The sequence below is a fragment of the Nonomuraea sp. NPDC049646 genome, assembly GCF_044465525.1.
In the GTDB taxonomy this organism is placed as follows: Bacteria; Actinomycetota; Actinomycetes; order Streptosporangiales; family Streptosporangiaceae; genus Nonomuraea.
Map to the genome: position 1 here is coordinate 14,217 of NZ_JBITLU010000015.1, position 20,941 is coordinate 35,157.

A 20,941-nucleotide genomic window follows, 5' to 3' on the forward strand; every position below is an offset into this window, starting at 1 on the left:
AACCAGGGGGAACGACATGACCGTTCAGCCTGCCGGTCGCGGTACACCGGCCAGCAGCGGCACCGCGGGGACAAGTCTGGCGGACGTCATCGACACCATCCTCGACAAGGGCCTCGTCATCGACGCCTTCGTCCGGGTCTCGCTCGTCGGCATCGAGGTGCTGACGATCGACACCCGGATCGTCGTGGCCAGCGTGGACACGTACCTGCGCTTCGCGGAGGCGGCCAACCGGCTCGACCTGTCGGCCACCGAGAAGGGCCTGCCGGAGGTCGTCGAGGGCGTGACGGCGGCCAGATCCGTCGGCCAGGCGAGCCAGCCTGACGCCGGGGAGCTGGAGGCCGCGTCCGACGAGCCCGACGAGCTGCAGGAGCTCACGGGGGAGGTCGTGGACCGCGAGGAAGAGCCGCGCCGGGCACGTCGTAGAGAGGATGGCTGAGATGTCGCCACACAGAGAGGCCGCGGAGGCCGCCGGGTCCGAGGACAGGGCGCAGGCGAGCATGAACGGCTACGCGTCCTACGTGTACGGGATCGTACCGATGGACGTCGAGGTGGAGCCCGGGACCCAAGGGGTGGGGGACCCGGGCGGGGAGGTGCGGCTGGTGCCGTTCGGCCAGATCGCCGCTCTGGTGAGCGACGTCGAGCCGGACCGCCCGCTCGGCCGCCCGCGCGACCTCCAGGCGCACCAGCGGCTGCTCGACCAGACCGCGGCGGAGGTGCCGGTGCTGCCGTTCCGCTTCGGGGCGGTGCTGACGGACTCCGAGGCCGTGGTGGAGGAGCTGCTGAAGCCGTACCACGACCAGTTCGCCGACGCCCTTCAGGAGGTGGAGGGCCGGACGCAGTACGTCATCAACGGCCGGTACGACGAGCGCGCGATCCTGACCGAGATTTTGCGGGAGAACGGCGAGGCCGCGAGTCTTCGGCAGCAGATCACCGGCCGCCCTGAGGACGCGACGCGCAACGAGCGCATGCGGCTCGGCGAGATCATCGAGGGCACGATCGCCGACAAGCGCGAGGCCGACACCGCGACGGTGGTGGACGAGCTCTCGGACGTCTGCGAACAGCTGGCCGTACGCGAGCCCTCCCACGAACGGGACGCCGCGCACGTGGCCGCGCTGGTGGCGAGCGACCGGCGGGCCGAGTTCGAACAGGCCGTGGACGAGCTGGCCGGCCGCTGGTCGGGACGCGTCGACCTGCGGCTGCTCGGGCCGATGGCGCCGTACGACTTCGTCGGCACGAGCTGAGCGCGCCGGCACGGACGCGGGCGCCCGGGAGGAGTGAACATCCTTGGGACTGGGGACGTTGCTTTTTGGCTGGCCACTCATGCCGCTCTACGCGGTCGTCAAGCTCGGCGAGCTCATGCGCGACCAGGTCGAGCGCGAGCTGCACGACCCGGCCGTGGTCCGGCGCCGCCTGGAGGAGGTGGAGCAGGCCAGGGCCGACGGCCGGATCTCCGCGGAGGAGGAGGACCGGGCGGTGGAGGAGATCTTGCGCGGGATGGTCGGCTGGTGAGGCGCTAGCGGGGGGCCGCACCAGGGGGAGTACGGGGGTGATGTGGTGCCTGCCAGGCAGGAGACCGAACACAAGCGCGTGCCGGGGACAAGGCATGCGGAAACCGGCGAGGGTCCGCCGCGTACGCGTCCGGCGGACATGCCGGCCGCCGAGGTGGCCGGGGTCGGGTTGCGGATGATGACCGAGCTGACCGGCAAGGAGGCCGAGAGCGTCACGCTGGTCGAGCCGGCCGAGGACGGGTGGCTGGTCGGCGTGGAGATGGTGGAGGACCGCCGGATCCCGTCCTCCGGCGACACCTTGGCCCTGTACGAGCTCGAACTCGACATGTCGGGCGGCCTGCTGTCCTACCGCCGGGTGCGCCGGTACAAGCGCGGCAGCGGCGACCTCGCCGAGGGCTCGCGGTGAGCGCGAACGTGCGGCCGAGCCCGTACATGCCCGGGGCCTCGTACCAGCCGGCCTCCCACGGCGGCCGCGAGTCGGCCAACCTCGGCGACATCCTGGAACGGGTGCTCGACCGGGGCGTGGTGATCGCCGGTGACATCCAGGTGAACCTGCTCGACATCGAGCTGCTGACGATCAAGCTGCGCCTGCTCATCGCCTCGGTCGACACGGCCCGCGAGATGGGCATCGACTGGTGGGAGCACGACCCGTGGCTCACCGGCGACACCCAGGAGCTGGCGAAGGAGAACCGCAAGCTGCGCCGCCGTCTGGCGGCCCTTGAGGAGATGGTGTCCGCCCGGGTGGTGGAAGGCGGCGCCGCGGCCGGGCACGCGCCCGGCCGCGTGCCTGAGGCGGTCGAGCGTGGCCACTGACCAGGGCGTCTACCTCTACGCGGTCACCCGCGACGAGGGCGAGGGGCCCGACGGCCTGGCGGGGGTGGCGGGCGCGCCCGTGCGCCGTCTGACGCACCGGGGGCTGGCCGCGTTCCTCAGCACGGTGTCGCTGGCGGAGTTCGGCGAGGAGGCGCTGCGCCGCTCGATGGAGGACCTCGCCTGGCTGGAGGAGACCGCGCGCACCCACCACCGGGTGGTGGAGGCCGTCGCCGCCCTCAGGCCCACGGCGCCGGTGCGGCTGGTCACCGTCTACACGGCAGAGGCGCAGGTCCGGGAGCTTCTCGACGAGCGGCACGACGAGTTCGACGCCGTGCTGGCGCGGGTGGCCGGCCGGCGGGAGTGGGGCGTCAAGGCGTACGCCGTTCCCGGCGGGGCCGAGCCGGAGGCCGGGCCGCAGGGCGCGACGCCGGACGCGTCTCCGGGGGCGGCCTACCTGAACCGCCGCCGGGCCGCCCTGCGCAGCCGCGAGGCCGACTGGCGCAGGGCCGCCGAGCACGCTCGGGCCGTGCACGAGGCGCTGATGGACGTCGCCGTCGTCGGCAGATGCCACCGCGCCCAGGACCCGCAGCTGTCCGGACGGCGGGAGCAGATGGTCCTCAACGGCGCCTACCTGGTGGACGACGACCGCGCCGCCGAGTTCGCGCAGGTGATCGAGGAGGTCGCCGGGCAAGGGGTCTCCGTGGAGCTGGTCGGCCCGTGGGCGCCCTACTCCTTCGCCGCCCTCGACCAGGACGGTGAGGCGGCCTACGGTGACGCCTCCTGAGCCGAGAGGAGCCCGGCTCGCCGCCCAGGGCCGCCTGCCCGACCAGCGGGTGGCGCTCGTCGACCTGCTCGACCGCCTGCTGGCGGGCGGGGCGGTGGTGACCGGCGACCTCGTGCTGTCCATCTCCGGCATCGACCTGGTGCGGATCTCCCTGCGGGCCCTGCTGGTCAGCGTGCGCGAGGGCGACGCGGTCGAAGGAGGGATGCGACATGACGAGCCCGACTGACGGACGGGTGGCCAAACCCGGCGAGTGGCGGCTGGAGACGGACGCCGACTCGGTGCAGCACGACCTGAGCCGTCTCGTGCTGACGCTGGTCGAGCTGATCCGCCAGCTCGTGGAGCGCCAGTGCGTCCGGCGGATGGACAACGGCGACCTGACCGGGGAGCAGCTTGAGGCGGTCGGGCTGACCCTCATGCGGCTGGAGGAGGCCATGGCCGAGTTGTGCGACCGGTTCGGGCTGACGCCCGCCGATCTCAACCTCGACCTCGGCCCCCTCGGCACGCTGCTCCCGGTGGACTGACCGTCTCGCTCAGGCGGCCGAGCGCATCGTGAGCCGGGCGGGCAGCGCGGTGGCCGCCAAGGCCAGCACGGCCGCCGCCCCGACCACCGCCGCGTACGTCCCCACCGGCACGTACGGCACCGCCGACCTGGTCATCCCCGACCCGAAGGCGGCCAGCGTCACCAGCGCGGCCCCGGTGCCGAGCACGACCGCGGTGGCCACCGCGCCCAGCGTCTCCAGCCGCAGCATGAGCAGCACCTGACGCCGGGTCGTGCCGGCCAGGCGCAGCGCGCGCATCTCACCCGAGCGGGCCGAGGTGGCCATGGCCAGCGTGTTGACCACGGCGATCGCGGTGAAGGCGATGATCAGGCCCAGCGCCACGAACGTGGCCTGCGGGTTCGACGCGCTCACCTCGGCGGCCCGCGCCCGCTCCAGCACCGACGCCCCGGGCAGCGCCCCGGCAAGGGCGTCCACGGTCAGCCCTGGCGCCTTGACCAGCAGGGACGCCGCGGGGTCGTCCACGTGGCCCGCCACCAGCTCGTACGGCAACGTCAGGTCGCCGAAGCCCAGCCCGCGGGTGTACACCGCGCTGACCGTCACCGTCGCCGGGGTGCCGTCGCCCAGCGTCAGCTTCAGCGGGTCGCCCACCCCGACGCCCAGCCGCTCGGCGGCGGTCGAGCTGACGGCCACGTCCTTCATCGAGCCGGCGACGATGCCCAGGTCCATCGTGCGCTCGTCGTAGGTGACCGCCTGCGCGCCGTACTTGTCCAGGCCGGCCCGGACGGTCGTGCGCAGCACCGGGGTGACGGCCTCGACGCCGGGAACCCGGGCCGCCGCGGCGGCGGAGACGCCGGTCAGGACGTACTCGGCGCGGGTGCCCGCGTCGGCCTGCTCCTGCGCGGCGTGGCCCATCGTGGTCTGGACGAAGAGGATCGTGCAGGTCATCGCGATCATCAGGGTCAGCGGCGACAGCACCGAGGCCAGCGACCCCGAGTTGGCGCGCAGGTTGCGCGCGGCCAGGAAGCCGCCCACCCGCGAGGCCCGCAGCGGGACCGACAGCACCGCCGCGGCCACCCGCGCGACCACCGGCCCGAGCAGCGTCAGCGCGATCGTCCAGACCAGCGCGGTCAGCATCGTCACGGGCGTGGCCGCCGCCTCGGTACGCAGGTTCGACAGGACCACCGTCAGCGTCACCGCACCGGCCAGGGCGAGCGGCCCGGCCACCAGCCGCCACCGGGCCACCCTGCCGCTGTCCAGCACCGCCTCGCCCAGCGCCTCCACCGGCCGGATCCTGGTCAGCCGGCGGGCCGACACGCGGGCCGCGACCCAGGCGGCGCCCACCGTGGCCAGCAGCGCGGCCAGCGGCGGGAACGGGCTGACCACCAGGCCGAGGTTGGCGGGGACCGTCCCGAGCGAGACGAACTGGGCGCGCAGCCAGAACCCGACCCCGATGCCCGCCGCCGCGCCCAGCACCCCGGCCGCCCCGGCGACCAGCAGCGCCTCGCCGCCCACCAGCTTGCGCACCTGCCGGGGAGTGGCCGCCACGGCGCGCAGCAGGGCCAGCTCGCGCTGCCGCTGCTGGATGGACAGCGCGAACGTGCCCACCACGACCAGGATCGCGACCAGCAGCGACGTGCCGGCCAGCGCGCCGCCCATGCTGATCAGCTTGACCCGCGCCTGCTCGGCGTCCAGGAACTCCAGCCTGCCGCGCTCGTCGCCTGTGTAGACCACCGCGCCCTCGGGCGCCCGGTCCAGGCCGGGGAACACGCCGACCGCGCTGACCCGGCCGGGGTGACCGGCCAGGCGGCGGGCCTCGGCGGTGCTGAAGAACACGGTGTCCTGGCTCGGCAGCGCCTGCGCGGTGACGCCCACCACGCGGTGCCCGCGCAGCTCGGCGCCCACGTCGAGGCCGGCCCGCGCGTCGACGACGACCTCGCCCGCCGACCTCGGCTCGCGTCCCTTCGCGATGGTGAACGGGGTGAGCGCGGCCGACTCCCAGCCGTGCCCGGTGAAGCCGCCGAAGGGGAACGTCACCTCGGGGACCACCTTGTCGGCCCGGATCGCCGCCACGACGGACTCGGGCAGCCAGGCGCGTTCCGTCAGGGGCTTGGCCTTGGTCTTGCTCTCGCCGTCGCCCTTGTCGACGGTCTGGCGCACGTACTGGTCGGCGGCCACGATCGCGGGGGCGCCGGCGTACCGCTCGGGGGCGACGCCGCCGCGCAGGCCGGTCTCCAGCAGCATCAGGCACGCGCACACCAGCGCGGCGGCGCACAGCAGCGCGAAGAACGCGCCCGCGAAGGCGGCCTTCCGGTGCCGCAACGTCCTCAACGCCAAGGTGATCATCGCGTCCACGCTCCCAGCCTGGTCATGCGCTCGGCCACCTTGTCGGCGGTCGGCGCGGTCATCGCGTCCACGATCCGGCCGTCGGCCAGGAACAGCACGGTGTCGGCGTAGGAGGCGGCGACCGGGTCGTGCGTCACCATCACCACCGTCTGGCCCAGGCCGTCCACCACCTCGCGCAGCAGCCGCAGCACGTCGCGGGCGGTCATCGTGTCCAGGGCGCCCGTGGGCTCGTCGCCGAACACCACCTCCGGCCTGGTGACCAGCGCCCTGGCGATGGCCACCCGCTGCTGCTGGCCGCCCGAGAGCTGCGCGGGCCGGTGCCCGGTCCGGCCCTCCAGGCCGACCCTGCGCAGGATCTCCGCCAGCCAGGCGCGGTCCACGCGGGCCTTGGCCAGGCGCAGGGGGAGTGTGATGTTCTCGACGACGTCCAGCGCCGGGATCAGGTTGAACGCCTGGAACACGAACCCGATCCGCTGCCTGCGCAGCTCGGTCAGGCCGGTCTCGTCCATGCCCGACAGTTCCGTGCCGCCGAGCCGCACCGAGCCGGACGACGGCACGTCCAGCCCGGCCGCGCAGTGCAGGAACGTGCTCTTGCCCGACCCCGAGGGGCCCATCACGGCGGTGAACGACCCTTGCGGGATGCCCACCGACACCTCACGCAGGGCCGCCACCGCGCCCTGGCCCTTGCCGTACACCTTGCTCACGGCGTCCAACCGCACCACGTCCGTCATGAGGACAAGCCTGCTGGCCTGCGCGTACGCGGACCAGAGACGCGATCACCGATCGCTCATGACGTCCTCATGATCCGGACATCTGACCACATATCCCCTGCGCGGCATGGGCGGCTGCCAACGAGAAGGGCGACCCCCAGGTCGTCCTGGGGATCGCCCTTCAGCGGGACCGCCGGCTCATCTGCCGGTCGGCACTCCCGGCTGCTCGGCGGGCGTCCGCGGCCGCGGGACCCGGTTGTCGCGCAGGTACTCGACCTCGGTACGCAGGTTCGCCAGCAGCTTGGCCGCGATGTCCTGGCTGAAGCCGTTGCGGATGACGAAGCGGATGACGGCGATGTGCTCCAGGTTGGGCGGCAGGTAGTACGTCGGGGCCTGCCAGCCGTGCATCTTCAGCCGTTCGGCCAGGTCGAAGACGGTGAAGCCGTCGAAGCCCGGCGCGGTCCGGACGGCGAGCACCGGCAGTTCCGAGCCGTCGGCGATGAGCGAGAGCTCGGGCAGCTTGGCGATCTCGTCGCCGAGGTAGGTCGCCACGTCGCGGCAGGTCTGCTGGACGGCGCGGTAGCCGTCGAAGCCGAGCCGCAGGAAGTTGTAGTACTGGGCGACGACCGGCGCGCCCGAGCGGGAGAAGTTGAGCGTGAAGGTGTCGATGTTGCCGCCGAGCAGGTCGCAGGAGAGCACCAGGTCTTCGGGCAGCGCGTCGGGCTCCTGCCAGACGATCCAGCCGACGCCCGGGTACACCAGGCCGAACTTGTGCCCCGAGGTGTTGATCGACTGCACCCGGGGAAGCCGGAAGTCCCACACCCGGTCGGGCTCCAGGAACGGGGTGATGAAACCGCCCACGGCCGCGTCGACGTGCAGCGGGATCTTCAGGCCGCGCTCGGCCTCCAGCCGGTCGAGCTCGGCCGACATCTGCTCGATCGGGTCGTACTTGCCGCACTGCGTGGAGCCGAGCACGCCGACGACGCCGATGGTGTTCTCGTCGCAGAACTCCCTGAGCCGGGAGGCCGACAGCGTGTAGGCCGGCTCCTCGATCGGGATCCAGCGCGGCTCGACGTCCCAGTACTGGCAGAACTTCGGCCAGCAGGTGTGGACGGCGGTGCCCATCACGAGGTTGGGCCGGTCGACGGGCAGCCCGGCCGCCCGGCGCCGCGCGCGCCACTGGAACTTCATCGCCAGCGCGCCGAGCATGGCCGCCTCGCTGGAGCCGCCCGTGGAACAGCCGACGCTGACGCCGTTTGGATCGTTCCACAAATGGTCGAGCATGTTGACGCAGCGCGCCTCGATGTCGGCCGTCTGCGGGTACTGGTCGTGGTCGACGATGTTGCGGTCGAGGGTCTCGGCGATGAGCTCGCGGGCCTGCGGCTCCATCCAGGTGGTGCAGAACGTGGCAAGGTTGAGCCGGGCGTTGCCGTCGAGAAGGAGCTCGTCACGGATGAGAGCCTGGGCCGCGCTGGGGTTCATCGGGCTGGCCGGCATCTTGAAGCGGGGCACGCCGCCCTCGGGCACCAGCCCGTTGTAGAGGGGGTTGACATCGAGCGCTTCCTGCCACCGGTCGGATTCGACTCGTCTGAGCATGAGCTTCACCTTCTCGATGAGTTCTGTGATGTCGAGCACTCACAGTAGGCAAGTTTTTACTGTCAGTCAACGCCTGTTTTACCGAGAGCGAGGAGCGCCGGTGTTCGTGCGGTTCCAGAGCCCCACCCCGAACGGCCGCGGGACGTACCCGGGCGTGTTCGGGCTGGTCAACAACCTCGCCGAACAGGGTCTCCTCTCGGATGAGGAGGAGGCCTTCAGGCGCGAGAACAACGCCTGGTACGAGGCCAACTTCACCGACCCGACGACCGTGGATCCCGACGTCTACCGGCGTGACGTCAACCCGGCGGCGGCGGCGTGGTTCAAGGCGTCGGCCGGTCGGCTCGTCGAGCGGGTGCCGGGGTATCTGGCGATCCTCGCGGCGCACGATGTGGAGTGTGTACGCCTCGAATCGGCGGATCCCGGCAGGATCATCTACGAAGACGACGATCAGGTGGTCGTCGTGCCTTGGGTGAGCGGCTAGGGCGACTTTCGAGGGCATGGCGGCGTGCGGCATGGTCTGAGCGGCCCGATCGGGGCTTATGACGGGGTGCGCCTGGATCTCACCCGGCTGGCCGACCCGCCGATGCACGCCCTGCGGGACCGGGGCGACGTGCGCACGGCCAAGACCGACCAGTGCCCGGCCGACGTGCTGCTGATCCGTCCGGACGCGCACGTCGCCTGGGCGGCCGGGCCGGACGAACCGGCCGGCACGGCGGCCCGGAGGGCCATGCGGGCGCTCAGTCGAACCAGACGACCAGGCGCACGCCATCGGCCCCGAACCGGCGCGCCAGCGCCCGCATCACCCCGAAGACGGGCGCCCACCCGGTCCCCGGCCCCAGCACGTCGACGCGGGTCATAGGGGCGGACCCGGCCGCGGGGCGTGCCGTCAGGTCCACGTCGCGCAGTTCCGCCCAGGAGACCCAGGTGCACCCGTGCACGGCGGGGTCGAGGCGGGCGGTGTCCTCGTAGTCGGCGCGGACCGGTCCCGACACGTCGTCCGGCAGCCCGCGACCGGCCGCGACCGGCGGCCACCCCAGCCGGTCGCGGATGCCGAACAGGCAGGAGAACGACTCGTGGTCCCGGCCGTCGTAGAGCGGATACAGGGGGATGGACACGGCCGTCCAGGGGTCGCCGTCGAACCAGTCCTCGTGCGCGAGCGGGTGACGGGCCTCGATGAAGCCGTAGATGTCGGTGCTCATGGGAGAGGGTAGGAAACGACGTCTGGGGTCAGGGGCGGTGGGCGTGGAGGTGGAGGTCGCGCAGCAGGCAGACCTCCGACAGGTGATGGATGAGCTCGCGGTTGACGTGCAGGACCAGGTCGGCCATCGGGGCCTCAGGGAAGGGCTCCCCGTCGCCCATGGGGGCGCGCAGGCCGGCCTCGCCGAGGTCCCGCACGCCCGCCAGCCACCGCTCGGCCTCCGTGTCGAGCTGGTCGAGCGCCGCCGCCGCGCCGCCGGCGTACTCCCAGGTCTCGTACGAGGCCGGCGGCCCCCCGAAGTGCACCGCGTTGCGGGTGGCCAGCACGCCGACGATGACGTGGCCGAGCCGCCAGGCGATCGTGGTGAAGGGCGGTGGCGCCGGCTGGGGGAAGGCGAAGTCGATCGTGTGGCCGCCCGCGCCGGCCTGCACGGGCGCCGTGGAGGTGCCGCGCGGCCGTACGCTCCAGGCGTCCGGCACCGGTGACCAGAAGTACTCCTCGTCGGTCAGGCCGTCGAGCCGGGCCCGGAGCTGGTGGTTCCAGTGGAACCCCCACTGCTCGCGCAACGCGCGGTTCCAGTCGAGTGTGTGTGCGTCCATGGAGACACGATCACCCCATCGGCGGACAGGATCGGTCCGCTTTCTGGCAAGGTGGCGGCATGGACGAGGCGGGCGGCGCGGAGCGGGGCACGACCGAGCGGGTGCTGACCCTGCTCGGCCTGTTGCAGCAGCGTCAGGTCTGGACCGGCCCCGAGCTGGCCGGACGGCTCGGCGTCACCTCGCGCACGGTCCGCCGTGACGTGGAACGGCTGCGCGCGCTCGGCTACCAGGTGCACGCCGGCCAGGGCATCGGCGGCGGCTACCGGCTCGGGCCCGGCCAGGACCTGCCGCCGCTGCTGCTCGACGACGAAGAGGCCATCGCCACCGCCGTGTCGCTGCTCGCCGGGGCCGACAGCGCGGTCGCGGGCGCGGGCGAGGCCGCGATCCGGGCGCTGGCCAAGCTCGACGCGGTGCTGCCCGCCCGGCTCCGGCACGAGGTGCGCGCGCTGTCCGGGGTGGTGGAGTCGTTCGGCGGAGGGCGCGCGCCGGTCGATCCCGAGGTGCTCATGACGCTGGCCCGGGCCTGCCGGGACGAGGTCGAGGCCGGCTTCGACTACCCGTCAGGAGGGCAGGTGGGGCGGCGGCGGGTGGAGCCGTACCGGCTGGTGACCTCCGACCGGCGCTGGTACCTGCTCGCCTACGACCTCGACCGGGACGGCTGGCGCAGCTTCCGGGTGGACCGGATGGCCGGGGTGGCCGCGCGCACCTTCCGGTTCCGGCCGCGCCCGGCGCCGGACGCGGCGGCGTACGTGCAGGAGGGCGTGGCGAGCCGGGCCTACCCGCACCAGGCGCGCTTCCTCCTGCACGCCCCGGCCGCCACGGTGCGCGCGCAGGTCCCCGCGTCGGCGGCCGTCGTGCGGGAGCGGGGGAGCGACCGGTGCGAGCTGGTCAGCGGCTCGGGCAGCCTCGACTACGTGCTCATGCACGTGGTCGCGCTGGGCCACGACTTCGAGGTGCTCGACCCGCCGGAGCTGGGGGAACGCTGCCGCGAGCTGGCCCGCAGGCTGTCGTCGGCCGGGGCGGTCAGGCCGTCGGGGTGACGGGGGCGGTGTCGAGGGTGAAGGTCTCGACGATTTCGGTGCAGGTGCCGTGCTCGCCCATCACGCACAGCGCGAGGGCCTGGTAGGTGGTGGTGAAGGCCGACGGCGTGCCGAGGAGGCCCAGGTCGAGCGGGTGGTCGCGGTGCTGGAGCCGGGTGAGGGTGATGTGCGGGCGGAACAGGTCGCCGATCTCGTCGTAGCCGTAGAGGTCGAGGTTGGCGCGGGCCGTGGGCGGCGCGGTGAGCCGGTGGTCGGCCAGCACGCGGCCGACCGGGTCGCGGTGGCGCAGGCCCGTGCGCAACGGGTTGAGCGCGGCGACGACGTCCTCCTGGAGGCGGGTGATCGCGTCCGTCTTCCGGTAGAACAGCTCGACCATGCCCTGCTCGTTGGCGGCGAAGGACTCGCCCTCAAGGAGCGTCGCGGGGGTGCGGCGGCCGAGGTCGCGCAGCAGCGCGACGGCCTTTTCGAGCTGGTCGGGGGTGAAATTGGCCATGTAGAGCGAGATGTGCGGGTAGAGGCCGTCCTCGCGCAGGACGAACTCGGTCGCGGTGGCCTCCGCGCAACGCCGGCTCAGCCGTACGGCCTCGGCGTTGACGTCGTGCGGCGGCAGCAGGACAACGTCGTAGACCGGGAGATCGCCCATAGGGGATGAGTGTAGGACGGACCGGGGCCGCCGCGCGCGGGCGGCCTGCCGCCGCAGCGCCAGGCGTACGGCCGGGAACGCGTAGGCGGCCAGCGGCGCCAGCAGGAACACCGCCCCGGCCACGCGCTGGTCGGCCAGCGGGTCGGGCACCCCGGGCGGGGCCGCCAGGGCGAACCACTCAGCCGCGACGGCCGGGCCCGCCAGCAGGTACGTCCCCAGCCCCAGGTACGCGACGGCGGCCACCGCCAGCACCCGGACCCGCGCGGCCCACGGGAACGGCCTGGGCAGCGGGTCGAGGTCGAGCACCGTCCAGGCGACCAGCAGGCCGGCCCCGGCGGACACGGCCATGGTGAGCAGGTGGGGCGCGTACCCGGCGAGCGACCAGGGCAGCCACGGCGTGCCGTACAGCAGCAGGAGCAGCACCGGGACGGCGGCCGTCACCAGGGCGGGACGGGTGAGGCGGCGCCCGGGGGCGCGGTCGCCGAGCGGGCCGTACTGGGAGCCGGGGCCGGTGGCCCGCGCGGCCAGGGTGAGCGGCGCGCCCGCGCACAGCAGGAGCGGCGCGACGACGGCGAGCACGACGTGCTGCACGGCCTGCGCCGACGCCATCGCCCGCGCGTACCCGCCCACGCCGCCGAACAGCGCGACCGCGGCCAGGGCCAGCCCGGCGTGCCAGGACAGCGTGCGCAGGACCGGCCAGCCGGGCACCCGGCGCAGACCGGCGAGGTAACCGGCGGCGGGCAACGCCAGCAGCAGCAGGACGAGCGGGTCGAAGCGCACCTCGCTGAGCAGCGCGCCGGGCGAGAAGGGCGCGAGCGCGTACTCCAGGACGGGATGGTCGTGCCCGCCGCCCGCGCCGGGCGGCGGCGGGGTGCGCGAGAGGCCGACGGCCAGCCCGGTCGCCGCCACCATCACGATCACCTCGCCCGCGGCCAGCCGGACGAACGTGCCCCGCACCCCCCGGTCGGCCACGCCGGCCACGGTACGCAGCCGGTGCCGCCGGCCGAACCAGGCCAGCACCGCAAGTGCGGCGGCCTTGGCCAGCAGCAGCAGGCCGTACCGGCTCAGCCACAGATCGGACACGGTGTCGAGGCGCACCCACGCGCTGACCACGCCGGAGAGGGCGACGGCGGCGAAGCAGCACAGCGCGATCGTGCTGAACCGGGGCAGCACGACCCGCAGGTCGGCCGAGCGCCGGAAGTGCAGCAGCACCGCGGCCAGGCCGCCCACCCACACCGACACCCCCAGCAGGTGGGCCATCAGCGCGGACACGGCGATGTCGTGGTCGGCCGCCGAGGCCGCATGGCCCACGTAGGCGGGCGGCAGCAGCCCGAACGCCGCCACGGCCAGCGGCGCCCAGGCGGGCAGCCGGCGCACGAGCGTGGCCACCGCCACCGCGAACGTCGTGACCAGCACCACCAGGAGCGCCTGCGTCTGCGGGAGCGAGGTGCCGAAGTCGAGCATGCCGGGCTCGGCGAGCAGGATCTGCACCGGCATCGGGATGAAGCTGGACAGGGTGAACACGTAACCGGCCAGGGCGGCGACCGCCCACCCCAGCGCCCACCAGCCCGCCGCGCGCAGGCACCGCGCCGACTCCGGCGAGCCGGCCGGGGCGAGCACGGACGCCGCCAGCAACGTCCCGACGCACGCCACCGCGCACAGGTCGAGGGCCAGGCGGGCCAGCGGCAGCCCCCAGTCGGTGACCGGACCGGCGGTGGGCAGCCCGAAGACCTCCACCGTGCCGGCGCCGCCGCCGAAGCGCAGCACCGCGACCAGCACCAGGACGCCCACGCCGACCGCGAACACGGCGTAGGTCCGGGCAGAAGCTCTCATGCCGACCCGCCACGTCGTCGGAGGCCAGGAACCCGGCCGCGCCGCCCGTGCCGTTCGCGGCGGGCGCGGTCCCCACATGCTCCCACAGGGCCCTCGGCCGGGCCAGGCGCGAGCGACGTCTGCTTCCAGCGCACACGCGGAGGTACGCGCCCGCGCCGCCCGCGGTTCAGCGGGTCACGGGTGGAGCCCCAGGAGGGTGACGGCCTGTTCGCGCATCTCGACCTTGCGGATCTTGCCCGTGACCGTCATCGGGAACCCGTTGACCAGGTGCACGTAGCGGGGCACCTTGTAGTGGGCCAGGCGGCCGGCGCAGAAGCTCCTGATCGCCTCGGCGGTCAGCGGCTCGGTGTCGGGGCGCATGACGATCCAGGCCATCAGCTCCTCGCCGTACTTCTCGTCCGGGACGCCGATCACCTGGACGTCGGCGATGTCGGGATGGGTGTAGAGGTACTCCTCGACCTCGCGCGGATAGACGTTCTCGCCGCCGCGGATGACCATGTCCTTGATCCGGCCGACGATGTTGACGTAGCCCTCGGCGTCCATGGTGGCCAGGTCGCCGGTGTGCATCCAGCGGGCCTCGTCGATCGACTCGGCCGTCTTGTCCGGCTCGTTCCAGTAGCCGAGCATCACCGAGTAGCCGCGGGTGCACAGCTCGCCCGGCTCGCCCCGGGGCACCGCGAGCCCGGTCTCCGGGTGCACGATCTTCACCTCCAGGTGCGGCATCACCTGGCCGACCGTCTCGGTGCGCCGGACCAGCCCGTCGTCGCGGCGGGTCATCGTCGACACGGGGGACGTCTCGGTCATGCCGTAGCAGATCGCCACCTCGCTCATGTGCATCTCACCGATCACCCGCTTCATCACCTCGACCGGGCACGGCGAGCCCGCCATGATGCCGGTGCGCAGCGACGACAGGTCGAAGTCGGCGAAGCGCGGATGGCCCAGCTCGGCGATGAACATCGTCGGCACGCCGTACAGGGAGGTGCACCGCTCGGCCTCCACGGCCCGCAGCGTGGCCTCGGCGTCGAAGCCGGGCGCGGGCAGCACCACGCAGGCGCCGTGCGAGGTCGCGCCCAGGTTGCCCATGACCATGCCGAAGCAGTGGTAGAGCGGCACCGGCAGGCAGACCCGGTCGTCCTCGGTGTAGCCGACGCCCTCGCCGACGAAGTAGCCGTTGTTGAGGATGTTGTGGTGCGACAGCGTCGCGCCCTTGGGGAAGCCGGTCGTGCCCGAGGTGTACTGGATGTTGATCGGGTCGTCGAAGGACAGCGTGGCCGCCCGTGCGCGCAGCGCGGCGGGGTCGGCGCGGCGGCCTGTCTCGACCAGCTCGTCCCAGCCGGGCTCGCCGATGAACACCACCTGCGTGAAGCCGATCTCGGCGAGCATCGCGCGGTAGTCGCTCGTCTTGTGCTCGACGGCGCTGACCAGCAGCCGCATGCCCGACTGGCGGACGACGTAGTCCAGCTCGTGGGCGCGGTAGGCCGGGTTGATGTTGACCAGGATCGCGCCGATCTTGGCGGTGGCGTACTGCGTCAGCACCCATTCGGCGCAGTTGGGGGCCCAGATGCCGACCCGGTCGCCCTTGGCGATGCCCCTGGCCAGCAGGCCGAGCGCCACCTCGTTCACCGCGGCGTCGAACTCGGCGTACGTCCAGCGCCGCCCGCTCGCCATCTCGACCAGCGCCTCGCGGCCGGCGTACCGGGCCGCGGCGCGTTCCAGGTTCTCCCCGATCGTCTCGCCGAGCAGGGGGAGCGCGGAGACGCCGGACGCGTAGGAGAGCAGTGAGTCACCCATGCCCGAAGCATCCGCCAGGGCGGTGCGGCACGCTACCCCCGTTCAGGGGTAGCCGCGGGACGCCGGCCGCGTGCCATGCTGGTGACATGGCGGTGACACATCTTCCGTCGAGTGCCCTGGCCCCGCAGGCCGCCGTGCTCCTGCGGGCCGCCCTCACCCGGATGCGGCAGGTCGTCGGGCTGCCCGTCCTGTTCGGCGGGGCGGTCTCGGCCCCGGGCGGCGCCGTGCGGCTCACCGAGCTGGCGGGGGTCCGCACCGACGTGCTGCGCGGCCTCGCCATCCACACCGGCAGCGGCCTGGGCGGCCGGGTCCTGGTCACCGCCCGGCCGGGCAGCGTCGAGGACTACGTCACCGACGCCCGCATCAGCCACGAATACGACAGACCGGTGGCGGCGGAGGGCCTGCGGGCGATCGCGGCCGTCCCCGTGGTGGTGGGCGAGACGGTCTACGGGCTGCTCTACGGCGGCGTCCGCGAGCCGCTGCCGCTCGGCACCCGCGTCCTCGACGGCATGAACCAGATCGCCGCCCGGCTCGGCGTCGAGCTGGCCGTACGCGCGGAGGTGGAGCGGCGGGTGGCCGCCCTGGAGACGGCCGCGATCACCGGCGCCGCCCGCGAACGGCCCGCCGGCCCCGAATGGGAGCAACTGCGCGAGGCGCACGCCGAGCTGCGCTCGATCGCCCAGGAGGTCGCCGACCCGGTGCTGCGCGAGCGGCTGCAGGGCGTCTGCGACCGGCTGACCTCGCCGAACGGCGCTCCCGTCCCGGCCAACCCGCTCTCGCCGCGGGAGCTCGACGTGCTCTCCCTGGTCGCGGTCGGCTGCGGCAACGCCGAGGTCGGCCGGCGGCTCGACCTGAAGCCGGAGACGGTCAAGAGCTACCTGCGCAGCGCGATGCGCAAGCTCGGCACCCACACCCGCATGGAGAGTGTGGTCTCGGCCAGGCGCGCCGGCTACCTCCCCTGACCGGCGGATTTACCAACTACGGACGATGGCCGCCGGCGCGGCCGACCGGTTCCGGGTAGGCCCCCACCATGACTGCTTGGACGAACGACGAGCTCGACCGGATCGCCGCCGCCGAGGAGCTGCAGATCGCGTCCCTGCGCGGCGACGGCGAGCTGCGCCGCCCGGTGACGATCTGGGTCGTCCGCCTCGGCGACGACCTGTACGTCCGGGCCGTGAACGGGCGGGACGGCACCTGGTTCCGCGGCGCCCAGGAGCGCGGACGCGGCCGGATCCAGGCCGGGGGCGTCGACAAGGGCGTCACGTTCGCCGACGCCGACCAGGAGCTCAACGACCGGATCGACGCCGCGTACCGGGCCAAGTACCGCCACTACCCGGAGAGCATCGTGGACTCGGTGGTCAGCGGGCAGGCGCGGGCCGCCACGATCAGGCTCGTGCCGCGCTCCTGACCGGCCCGGCAACGAGAGGTCCGAAGGCCGCCAGCGCCCGGCCCTCACCGGCGGCGACAGTGGGACGCATGAACACTGTCGTGGAGCAGCACGTCCGCATTGAACCCAACATCCTGTACTTCGGCACCCCCGTCGTCCTGATCTCCACCGTGAACGAGGACGGCACTCCCAACCTCGCCCCCATGTCGTCGGCCTTCTGGCTGGGCTGGCGCGGCATGCTGGGCCTGGGGGCCGGGTCGAAGACGTCCCAGAACCTGCTGCGGACCGGTGAAGGCGTGCTCAACCTGCCGTCCGACGCCCTGGCCCCGCAGGTGGACCGGCTGGCGCTGACCACCGGCAGCGACCCGGTGCCCGAGCGCAAGCACCGGCGCGGCTACCGGTTCGTGCCGGACAAGTTCCAGCGCGCGGGGCTGACCGCCGTCCCGTCGGAGACGGTGGCCGCGCCCCGGGTGGCCGAGTGCCCGGTCGCCATGGAGGTCGTGGTGGAGGAGACGCATCCGGTCGGCGACGGCGGGGTGCTCGCGTTCGAGGTGCGGGTGCAGCGGGTCTGGGTGCACGAGGACATCCGGATGAAGGGCACCGACGACCACATCGACCCCGACGCCTGGCGTCCGCTCATCATGAGCTTCCAGAAGCTGTACGGCCTGGGCCCCCAGGTGCACCCGTCCACCCTGGCGAGCATCCCGGAGCGGCATTACCGCAGCGCCGACCTCGAACGCGCGCGCACCCTCTAGAGGCGCTCCAGCAGCGGCAGCCAGGTGCGGTCGGCGCACAGCTCCATGATCCGCGCCCGGGGCAGCCACTCCGCGCCCGTGCTCTCCGACCCCGCCGGCGGCGCGGTCGCGGCGCCGGGCGCCGCCAGCCGCGCCCGGAACATCGCCATGTACGTCAGCGGCGCGTAGCGGTAACCGGCGGGAGCCGGGCGCAGCAGCTCGACGCGCTGCCAGGCGAACACCGACAGGGCCGGCGGCTCCAGGAGCAGGCCGGTCTCCTCCTGGAGCTCCCGGACCGCGGCCTCGGTGGCGCTCTCACCGGCCTCCAGGTGGCCGCCCGGCACGTCCCAGCCGCGTCCGGGCCGGTCGACGCAGGTGAGCAGGGTCCTGCCGATGCTGTCGGTGACGAACGCGAACGCCGAGGTCGTGCCGTCGGCGGGCGGGAGGTCGGAGGAGAGGATCACGTCGAGGCGGTGCTCGACGGGGATCCACGGCACGGTGCTGGAGGCCATCACACGGGTCATGCCTCCATTTCACCCGCCCTTGCGCATGGCCCGGTTGCCGAGGTACAGGCCGATCGCGGCGACCAGGCAGGCCGACGCGGTGCCGTACAGGACGGAGGGGTTCGCCAGGTCGCCGGAGAACAGCGCGCGCTGGCCCTCGACGATGTACGTGACCGGGTTGGCCGTGCCGACGGCGCGCAGCCATCCGGGCGCGGTGTCCAGGGGCAGCAGCACCCCCGACAGCAGCAGCAGGGGGAACAGGATCGACTGGCTGACGACGTAGAACAGCGTCCCGCTCGGCGCCGACCGGATGGCCAGGACGAACGAGAGCGCCCCCAGCCCCACCCCGAACACGGTGAGCTGCGCCAGCCCCGCCAGCACGCCCGCCGGATGCAGCTCGAACCCCAGCGGGACGGCCAGCACGATGATCAGCACGGCCTGGGCCAGCAGCACCACCATCGCCTTCATCGCCCGGCCCACCAGCATCGCCGTCCGGTTCAGCGGCGTGACCAGCATGCGTTCCAGCGAGCCGCCGATCAGCTCGACCAGCAGCGTGTAACCGGCCGACATCGGCCCGGTCAGGCACATCATGACCAGGATGCCCGGCACGAACCACTGCCACGACGAGCCCACCGCGCCGTCCAGCAGCGCGCCGAACAGGAACAGGAACAGCAGCGGCTGGCCCATCTCGAACAGCAGCGCGACCGGCTCGCGCAGGACCGGCCGGAACTCGCGGGTGAAGACGGTGGCGGTGTCACGCAGGAAGGTCGTCATCGGTGAGGCTTCTCCCGGTGAGGGTGAGGAACACGTCGTCAAGGGTGGGGCGCGCGGTCTCGGCGGCGGTCACCTTGATCCCGGCCGCGTCGAGCGCCCGCAGGCAGCCGGGGAGCGCGGCGGGCGCGTTCGCCACCCGCACGCGCACGGTGAGGCCCTCGGCGTGGCCGCCGGTCAGCTCGGCGGCCCTGGCGGCGTCCTGGGCGGTGCCGGTGGTGACCGTGACGGTGTCGCCGGCCAGGTCGTTCTTGAGCTGCTCGGCCGTGCCGTCGGCGATGATCGAGCCGTTGTCGATGATCATCACCCGTTCGGCCATGTTGTCGGCCTCCTCCAGGTAATGGGTGGTGAGGAAGATCGTGGTGCCGTACGCCTCGCGCAGGCGCAGGATGTGCCGCCAGATGTCGGCGCGGCTCTTCGGGTCGAGGCCGGTCGAGGGCTCGTCGAGGAAGAGCAGGTCGGGGCGGTGGATCAGGCCGAGCGCGATGTCCAGGCGGCGGCGCTGGCCGCCGGAGAGCGTGCCGGGCCTGCGGCCCGCCAGGTCCTCCAGGTCGAGCAGGCGCATCAGCTCGCCGGCCCGCGCGACGGCGTCGGAGACGGTCAGGCCGTAGCAGCGGCCCTGCGTGACGAGCTCGTCCCGGACGCGGAAGCTCTCGCCCGCGCTGTTCCTCTGGCCGACGTAGCCGATGCGGGAGCGCACGCCGGCCGGGTCGCGGGTGACGTCGTGGCCGGCGACGACGGCGGTGCCGGAGGTGGGCGGGAGCAGGGTCGTGAGCAGGCGGAGGGTGGTGGACTTGCCTGCGCCGTTGGGGCCGAGGAAGGCGACGAGCCGGCCGGGTTCGACGTCGAGGTCGATGCCGCGCACGGCTTCGACGGTCTCCTTCTTCATCTTGAACACTCGGGTGAGGGCCCGGGTGTGGATCATGGGTGGTGCCTCCTGGGCATGGCGAAGAAGCCCCTGGTCAGGGGCCCTTTCGGGGATCGCTTCAGTCTGAGCCGAGTGGTGTCGATTTGGCAAACGCGAATGTGACGTTCATATACGGCTCTGACCTGCGGAAACGCCGTTCGGAGAGGTGGGCGCCGAACGCGGATTTGCGGGCCTCGACATGGGGTTTCGCGCTTTTTCACGGAAAGACGTGACATTTCCGTGCTTGCGGCGTAAGTGGCGACTCCGCGATGATCTCGGGCGTGAAACGCTTGTGGTTAATTGCGGTAATTGCCGCTGTCGGCATGACAGGGGTCGCGGAGGCGGCCGACGGGGTTCCCGGTGTCGACGTCAGCAACTGGACGGGCGACGTGGACTGGGCGAGCGTGGCCTCCGGCGGCGGCAAGTTCGCGTTCGTGCAGGCCAGCGAGGGCACGAACTACCGCAACCCACGGTTCGACGCGCAGTTCGGCGGGGCCGCGACGGCCGGGCTCGTGCGCGGCGCGTATCACTTTGCGCAACCGCATGAATCCGACGGGACAGCGCAAGCCGACTATTTCCTTCAGAACGGCGGAAACTGGACCAGCGACGGTCAAACGCTGCCCGGTGTCCTCGATATCGAGGACAACCCGTACAAGGACAAGAACGGCAAGAACAACTGTTACGACCTGTCCGCCGAGGACATGGTCTCCTGGATCAAGGACTTCACCGGGAAGTACCGGCAGCAGACCGGCCGGGACGCGATCATCTACACCACCACGAGCTGGTGGCAGACCTGCACCGGCAACTCGGGCGCGTTCAAGGCCAATCCGCTCTGGCTGGCCCGCTGGGGGAGCGACCCCGGCGAGCTGCCGAAGAGCTGGAAGCGGCACACGTTCTGGCAGTCGGCGGAGAAGGGCTCGCTGGCCGGCGGCCAGAACTCCTTCAACGGCTCGGAGTCCCAGCTGCGGTCGCTGGCCAACCCGCCCGCCCGGGTGTCGGTCTCCGGCCTGGTCAAGGGCAGGAAGCTCTACCGGGTCACGATCTCGAACACCGGCCCGCACCCCGTCGAGGACATCGTGGTCTCCGGGCGCGCGTACGGCGGCCAGAAGGTGGTCAAGGCCCCCGGCTGCAAGTTCAGCGGCACGGCGGTGCGCTGCGTGGTCGGCAAGCTGGAGCGGGGCCAGAAGGCCGCCTTCACCTTCACCACCAGGCCGAAGCCGAAGGGCCGGGTCGGGATGCTCGTCGAGGTAGGAACGGTCACACTTGACCTCAAGAGGTGAA

24 protein-coding genes and 1 pseudogene are annotated in these 20,941 nt (G+C 72.8%); 15 read left to right on the forward strand and 10 right to left on the reverse strand.

The window, feature by feature from the left end; translation table 11 throughout:
• Positions 1-16: 16 nt before the first annotated feature.
• From gvpJ to ACIBQ8_RS36485, 8 genes are all read left to right on the forward strand, one after another.
• Positions 17-436 (forward strand): gas vesicle protein GvpJ, encoded by a 420-nt coding sequence (gene gvpJ, locus ACIBQ8_RS36450; RefSeq protein ID WP_397194338.1) that lies wholly within the window; start codon positions 17-19, stop codon positions 434-436.
• Between the two features lies 1 nt (position 437).
• Entirely contained in the window at positions 438-1,241 is an 804-nt protein-coding gene (locus ACIBQ8_RS36455; RefSeq protein ID WP_397173121.1) for a GvpL/GvpF family gas vesicle protein, read from the forward strand.
• Positions 1,242-1,299: 58 nt separating this feature from the next.
• Entirely contained in the window at positions 1,300-1,509 is a 210-nt protein-coding gene (locus tag ACIBQ8_RS36460) for a gas vesicle protein GvpG (protein WP_387658189.1), read from the forward strand.
• A 78-nt stretch (positions 1,510-1,587) separates the two neighbouring features.
• Positions 1,588-1,914 carry a gas vesicle protein gene (locus ACIBQ8_RS36465; protein WP_397173543.1) on the forward strand — a complete coding sequence of 109 codons (327 nt, stop codon included), beginning with the start codon at positions 1,588-1,590 and terminating at the stop codon, positions 1,912-1,914.
• Positions 1,915-1,940: 26 nt separating this feature from the next.
• Positions 1,941-2,321 (forward strand): gas vesicle protein, encoded by a 381-nt coding sequence (locus tag ACIBQ8_RS36470; protein ID WP_397194460.1) that lies wholly within the window; start codon positions 1,941-1,943, stop codon positions 2,319-2,321.
• Complete coding sequence (locus ACIBQ8_RS36475) at positions 2,311-3,105, forward strand: GvpL/GvpF family gas vesicle protein (protein WP_397194339.1); 795 nt, start codon at positions 2,311-2,313, stop codon at positions 3,103-3,105. The genes ACIBQ8_RS36470 and ACIBQ8_RS36475 overlap by 11 nt, the downstream gene beginning before the upstream one ends.
• Positions 3,092-3,331, forward strand: a complete 240-nt coding sequence (locus ACIBQ8_RS36480) for a gas vesicle protein (protein ID WP_358289850.1) — start codon at positions 3,092-3,094, stop codon at positions 3,329-3,331. Before ACIBQ8_RS36475 ends, ACIBQ8_RS36480 begins: the two co-directional genes overlap by 14 nt.
• Positions 3,315-3,626 (forward strand): gas vesicle protein K, encoded by a 312-nt coding sequence (locus ACIBQ8_RS36485; RefSeq protein ID WP_397173127.1) that lies wholly within the window; start codon positions 3,315-3,317, stop codon positions 3,624-3,626. The genes ACIBQ8_RS36480 and ACIBQ8_RS36485 overlap by 17 nt, the downstream gene beginning before the upstream one ends.
• 9 nt (positions 3,627-3,635) lie before the next feature.
• Here the strand turns inward: ACIBQ8_RS36485 and ACIBQ8_RS36490 are convergent, their stop codons facing one another.
• The 3 genes from ACIBQ8_RS36490 to ACIBQ8_RS36500 form a co-directional block, all read right to left on the reverse strand.
• Positions 3,636-5,948 (reverse strand): FtsX-like permease family protein, encoded by a 2,313-nt coding sequence (locus ACIBQ8_RS36490; protein ID WP_397194461.1) that lies wholly within the window; start codon positions 5,946-5,948, stop codon positions 3,636-3,638.
• A complete protein-coding gene (locus ACIBQ8_RS36495; RefSeq protein WP_397194340.1) occupies positions 5,945-6,679 on the reverse strand; it encodes an ABC transporter ATP-binding protein in 735 nt (244 codons plus the stop codon). The genes ACIBQ8_RS36490 and ACIBQ8_RS36495 overlap by 4 nt, the downstream gene beginning before the upstream one ends.
• A gap of 177 nt (positions 6,680-6,856) precedes the next feature.
• The gene (locus ACIBQ8_RS36500) at positions 6,857-8,254 is read right to left on the reverse strand and encodes a glutamate decarboxylase (protein WP_397173131.1); all 1,398 of its coding nucleotides are present in this window, start codon (positions 8,252-8,254) and stop codon (positions 6,857-6,859) included.
• Between ACIBQ8_RS36500 and ACIBQ8_RS36505 the strand changes: the two genes are divergently transcribed.
• Together ACIBQ8_RS36505 and ACIBQ8_RS36510 are read left to right on the forward strand one after the other, a co-directional pair.
• Entirely contained in the window at positions 8,253-8,735 is a 483-nt protein-coding gene (locus ACIBQ8_RS36505; RefSeq protein ID WP_397194341.1) for a hypothetical protein, read from the forward strand. The two genes, ACIBQ8_RS36500 and ACIBQ8_RS36505, sit on opposite strands and share 2 nt — an antisense overlap.
• 102 nt (positions 8,736-8,837) lie before the next feature.
• A pseudogene (locus tag ACIBQ8_RS36510) lies at positions 8,838-8,978 on the forward strand (hypothetical protein); the annotation flags it as partial.
• 13 nt (positions 8,979-8,991) lie between these two features.
• Here ACIBQ8_RS36510 and ACIBQ8_RS36515 read toward each other — a convergent pair.
• Both ACIBQ8_RS36515 and ACIBQ8_RS36520 read right to left on the reverse strand, forming a co-directional pair.
• The gene (locus ACIBQ8_RS36515; protein WP_397194342.1) at positions 8,992-9,453 is read right to left on the reverse strand and encodes a hypothetical protein; all 462 of its coding nucleotides are present in this window, start codon (positions 9,451-9,453) and stop codon (positions 8,992-8,994) included.
• Positions 9,454-9,481: 28 nt separating this feature from the next.
• On the reverse strand, positions 9,482-10,051 hold the full coding sequence (locus tag ACIBQ8_RS36520; protein ID WP_397194343.1) for a DinB family protein: 570 nt from the start codon (positions 10,049-10,051) through the stop codon (positions 9,482-9,484).
• Positions 10,052-10,110: 59 nt separating this feature from the next.
• On the opposite strand from ACIBQ8_RS36520, the gene ACIBQ8_RS36525 reads away from it, so the two are divergent.
• Positions 10,111-11,091 (forward strand): helix-turn-helix transcriptional regulator, encoded by a 981-nt coding sequence (locus ACIBQ8_RS36525; protein WP_397173137.1) that lies wholly within the window; start codon positions 10,111-10,113, stop codon positions 11,089-11,091.
• Here ACIBQ8_RS36525 and ACIBQ8_RS36530 read toward each other — a convergent pair.
• The gene (locus ACIBQ8_RS36530) at positions 11,075-13,567 is read right to left on the reverse strand and encodes a bifunctional copper resistance protein CopD/cytochrome c oxidase assembly protein (RefSeq protein ID WP_397194344.1); all 2,493 of its coding nucleotides are present in this window, start codon (positions 13,565-13,567) and stop codon (positions 11,075-11,077) included. The genes ACIBQ8_RS36525 and ACIBQ8_RS36530 overlap by 17 nt on opposite strands.
• Positions 13,568-13,741: 174 nt before the next feature.
• Positions 13,742-15,358 carry an AMP-binding protein gene (locus ACIBQ8_RS36535; RefSeq protein WP_397194345.1) on the reverse strand — a complete coding sequence of 539 codons (1,617 nt, stop codon included), beginning with the start codon at positions 15,356-15,358 and terminating at the stop codon, positions 13,742-13,744.
• An 86-nt stretch (positions 15,359-15,444) separates the two neighbouring features.
• On the opposite strand from ACIBQ8_RS36535, the gene ACIBQ8_RS36540 reads away from it, so the two are divergent.
• From ACIBQ8_RS36540 to ACIBQ8_RS36550, 3 genes are all read left to right on the forward strand, one after another.
• Positions 15,445-16,320 (forward strand): LuxR C-terminal-related transcriptional regulator, encoded by an 876-nt coding sequence (locus ACIBQ8_RS36540; protein WP_397194346.1) that lies wholly within the window; start codon positions 15,445-15,447, stop codon positions 16,318-16,320.
• A 68-nt stretch (positions 16,321-16,388) separates the two neighbouring features.
• Complete coding sequence (locus ACIBQ8_RS36545; RefSeq protein WP_358289818.1) at positions 16,389-16,766, forward strand: DUF2255 family protein; 378 nt, start codon at positions 16,389-16,391, stop codon at positions 16,764-16,766.
• A 68-nt stretch (positions 16,767-16,834) separates the two neighbouring features.
• Complete coding sequence (locus ACIBQ8_RS36550) at positions 16,835-17,500, forward strand: flavin reductase family protein (RefSeq protein WP_397173143.1); 666 nt, start codon at positions 16,835-16,837, stop codon at positions 17,498-17,500.
• Here the strand turns inward: ACIBQ8_RS36550 and ACIBQ8_RS36555 are convergent.
• The 3 genes from ACIBQ8_RS36555 to ACIBQ8_RS36565 are packed head-to-tail and all read right to left on the reverse strand — an operon-like array spanning position 17,497 to position 19,678.
• On the reverse strand, positions 17,497-18,003 hold the full coding sequence (locus tag ACIBQ8_RS36555; protein WP_397194347.1) for an NUDIX hydrolase: 507 nt from the start codon (positions 18,001-18,003) through the stop codon (positions 17,497-17,499). The two genes, ACIBQ8_RS36550 and ACIBQ8_RS36555, sit on opposite strands and share 4 nt — an antisense overlap.
• A 9-nt stretch (positions 18,004-18,012) precedes the next feature.
• Positions 18,013-18,756, reverse strand: a complete 744-nt coding sequence (locus ACIBQ8_RS36560; RefSeq protein WP_397173147.1) for an ABC transporter permease — start codon at positions 18,754-18,756, stop codon at positions 18,013-18,015.
• Positions 18,737-19,678 carry an ATP-binding cassette domain-containing protein gene (locus tag ACIBQ8_RS36565; protein WP_397173148.1) on the reverse strand — a complete coding sequence of 314 codons (942 nt, stop codon included), beginning with the start codon at positions 19,676-19,678 and terminating at the stop codon, positions 18,737-18,739. Before ACIBQ8_RS36565 ends, ACIBQ8_RS36560 begins: the two co-directional genes overlap by 20 nt.
• A gap of 263 nt (positions 19,679-19,941) precedes the next feature.
• On the opposite strand from ACIBQ8_RS36565, the gene ACIBQ8_RS36570 reads away from it, so the two are divergent.
• Positions 19,942-20,940 carry a lysozyme gene (locus ACIBQ8_RS36570; RefSeq protein WP_397194348.1) on the forward strand — a complete coding sequence of 333 codons (999 nt, stop codon included), beginning with the start codon at positions 19,942-19,944 and terminating at the stop codon, positions 20,938-20,940.
• The last annotated feature ends 1 nt before the right edge of the window (position 20,941 follow it).

Excerpts from the sequence above, each read along its gene's own strand:
- gvpJ (WP_397194338.1), top strand. The coding sequence starts at position 17 with ATGACCGTTCAGCCTGCCGGTCGCGGTACACCGGCCAGCAGCGGCACC.
- ACIBQ8_RS36455 (WP_397173121.1), top strand. The coding sequence starts at position 438 with ATGTCGCCACACAGAGAGGCCGCGGAGGCCGCCGGGTCCGAGGACAGG.
- ACIBQ8_RS36470 (WP_397194460.1), top strand. The coding sequence starts at position 1,941 with ATGCCCGGGGCCTCGTACCAGCCGGCCTCCCACGGCGGCCGCGAGTCG.
- ACIBQ8_RS36485 (WP_397173127.1), top strand. The coding sequence starts at position 3,315 with ATGACGAGCCCGACTGACGGACGGGTGGCCAAACCCGGCGAGTGGCGG.
- ACIBQ8_RS36490 (WP_397194461.1), bottom strand. The coding sequence starts at position 5,948 with ATGATCACCTTGGCGTTGAGGACGTTGCGGCACCGGAAGGCCGCCTTC.
- ACIBQ8_RS36495 (WP_397194340.1), bottom strand. The coding sequence starts at position 6,679 with ATGACGGACGTGGTGCGGTTGGACGCCGTGAGCAAGGTGTACGGCAAG.
- ACIBQ8_RS36505 (WP_397194341.1), top strand. The coding sequence starts at position 8,253 with ATGAGCTTCACCTTCTCGATGAGTTCTGTGATGTCGAGCACTCACAGT.
- ACIBQ8_RS36500 (WP_397173131.1), bottom strand. The coding sequence starts at position 8,254 with ATGCTCAGACGAGTCGAATCCGACCGGTGGCAGGAAGCGCTCGATGTC.
- ACIBQ8_RS36515 (WP_397194342.1), bottom strand. The coding sequence starts at position 9,453 with ATGAGCACCGACATCTACGGCTTCATCGAGGCCCGTCACCCGCTCGCG.
- ACIBQ8_RS36520 (WP_397194343.1), bottom strand. The coding sequence starts at position 10,051 with ATGGACGCACACACACTCGACTGGAACCGCGCGTTGCGCGAGCAGTGG.
- ACIBQ8_RS36525 (WP_397173137.1), top strand. The coding sequence starts at position 10,111 with ATGGACGAGGCGGGCGGCGCGGAGCGGGGCACGACCGAGCGGGTGCTG.
- ACIBQ8_RS36530 (WP_397194344.1), bottom strand. The coding sequence starts at position 13,567 with ATGAGAGCTTCTGCCCGGACCTACGCCGTGTTCGCGGTCGGCGTGGGC.
- ACIBQ8_RS36535 (WP_397194345.1), bottom strand. The coding sequence starts at position 15,358 with ATGGGTGACTCACTGCTCTCCTACGCGTCCGGCGTCTCCGCGCTCCCC.
- ACIBQ8_RS36540 (WP_397194346.1), top strand. The coding sequence starts at position 15,445 with ATGGCGGTGACACATCTTCCGTCGAGTGCCCTGGCCCCGCAGGCCGCC.
- ACIBQ8_RS36545 (WP_358289818.1), top strand. The coding sequence starts at position 16,389 with ATGACTGCTTGGACGAACGACGAGCTCGACCGGATCGCCGCCGCCGAG.
- ACIBQ8_RS36550 (WP_397173143.1), top strand. The coding sequence starts at position 16,835 with ATGAACACTGTCGTGGAGCAGCACGTCCGCATTGAACCCAACATCCTG.
- ACIBQ8_RS36555 (WP_397194347.1), bottom strand. The coding sequence starts at position 18,003 with ATGACCCGTGTGATGGCCTCCAGCACCGTGCCGTGGATCCCCGTCGAG.
- ACIBQ8_RS36560 (WP_397173147.1), bottom strand. The coding sequence starts at position 18,756 with ATGACGACCTTCCTGCGTGACACCGCCACCGTCTTCACCCGCGAGTTC.
- ACIBQ8_RS36565 (WP_397173148.1), bottom strand. The coding sequence starts at position 19,678 with ATGATCCACACCCGGGCCCTCACCCGAGTGTTCAAGATGAAGAAGGAG.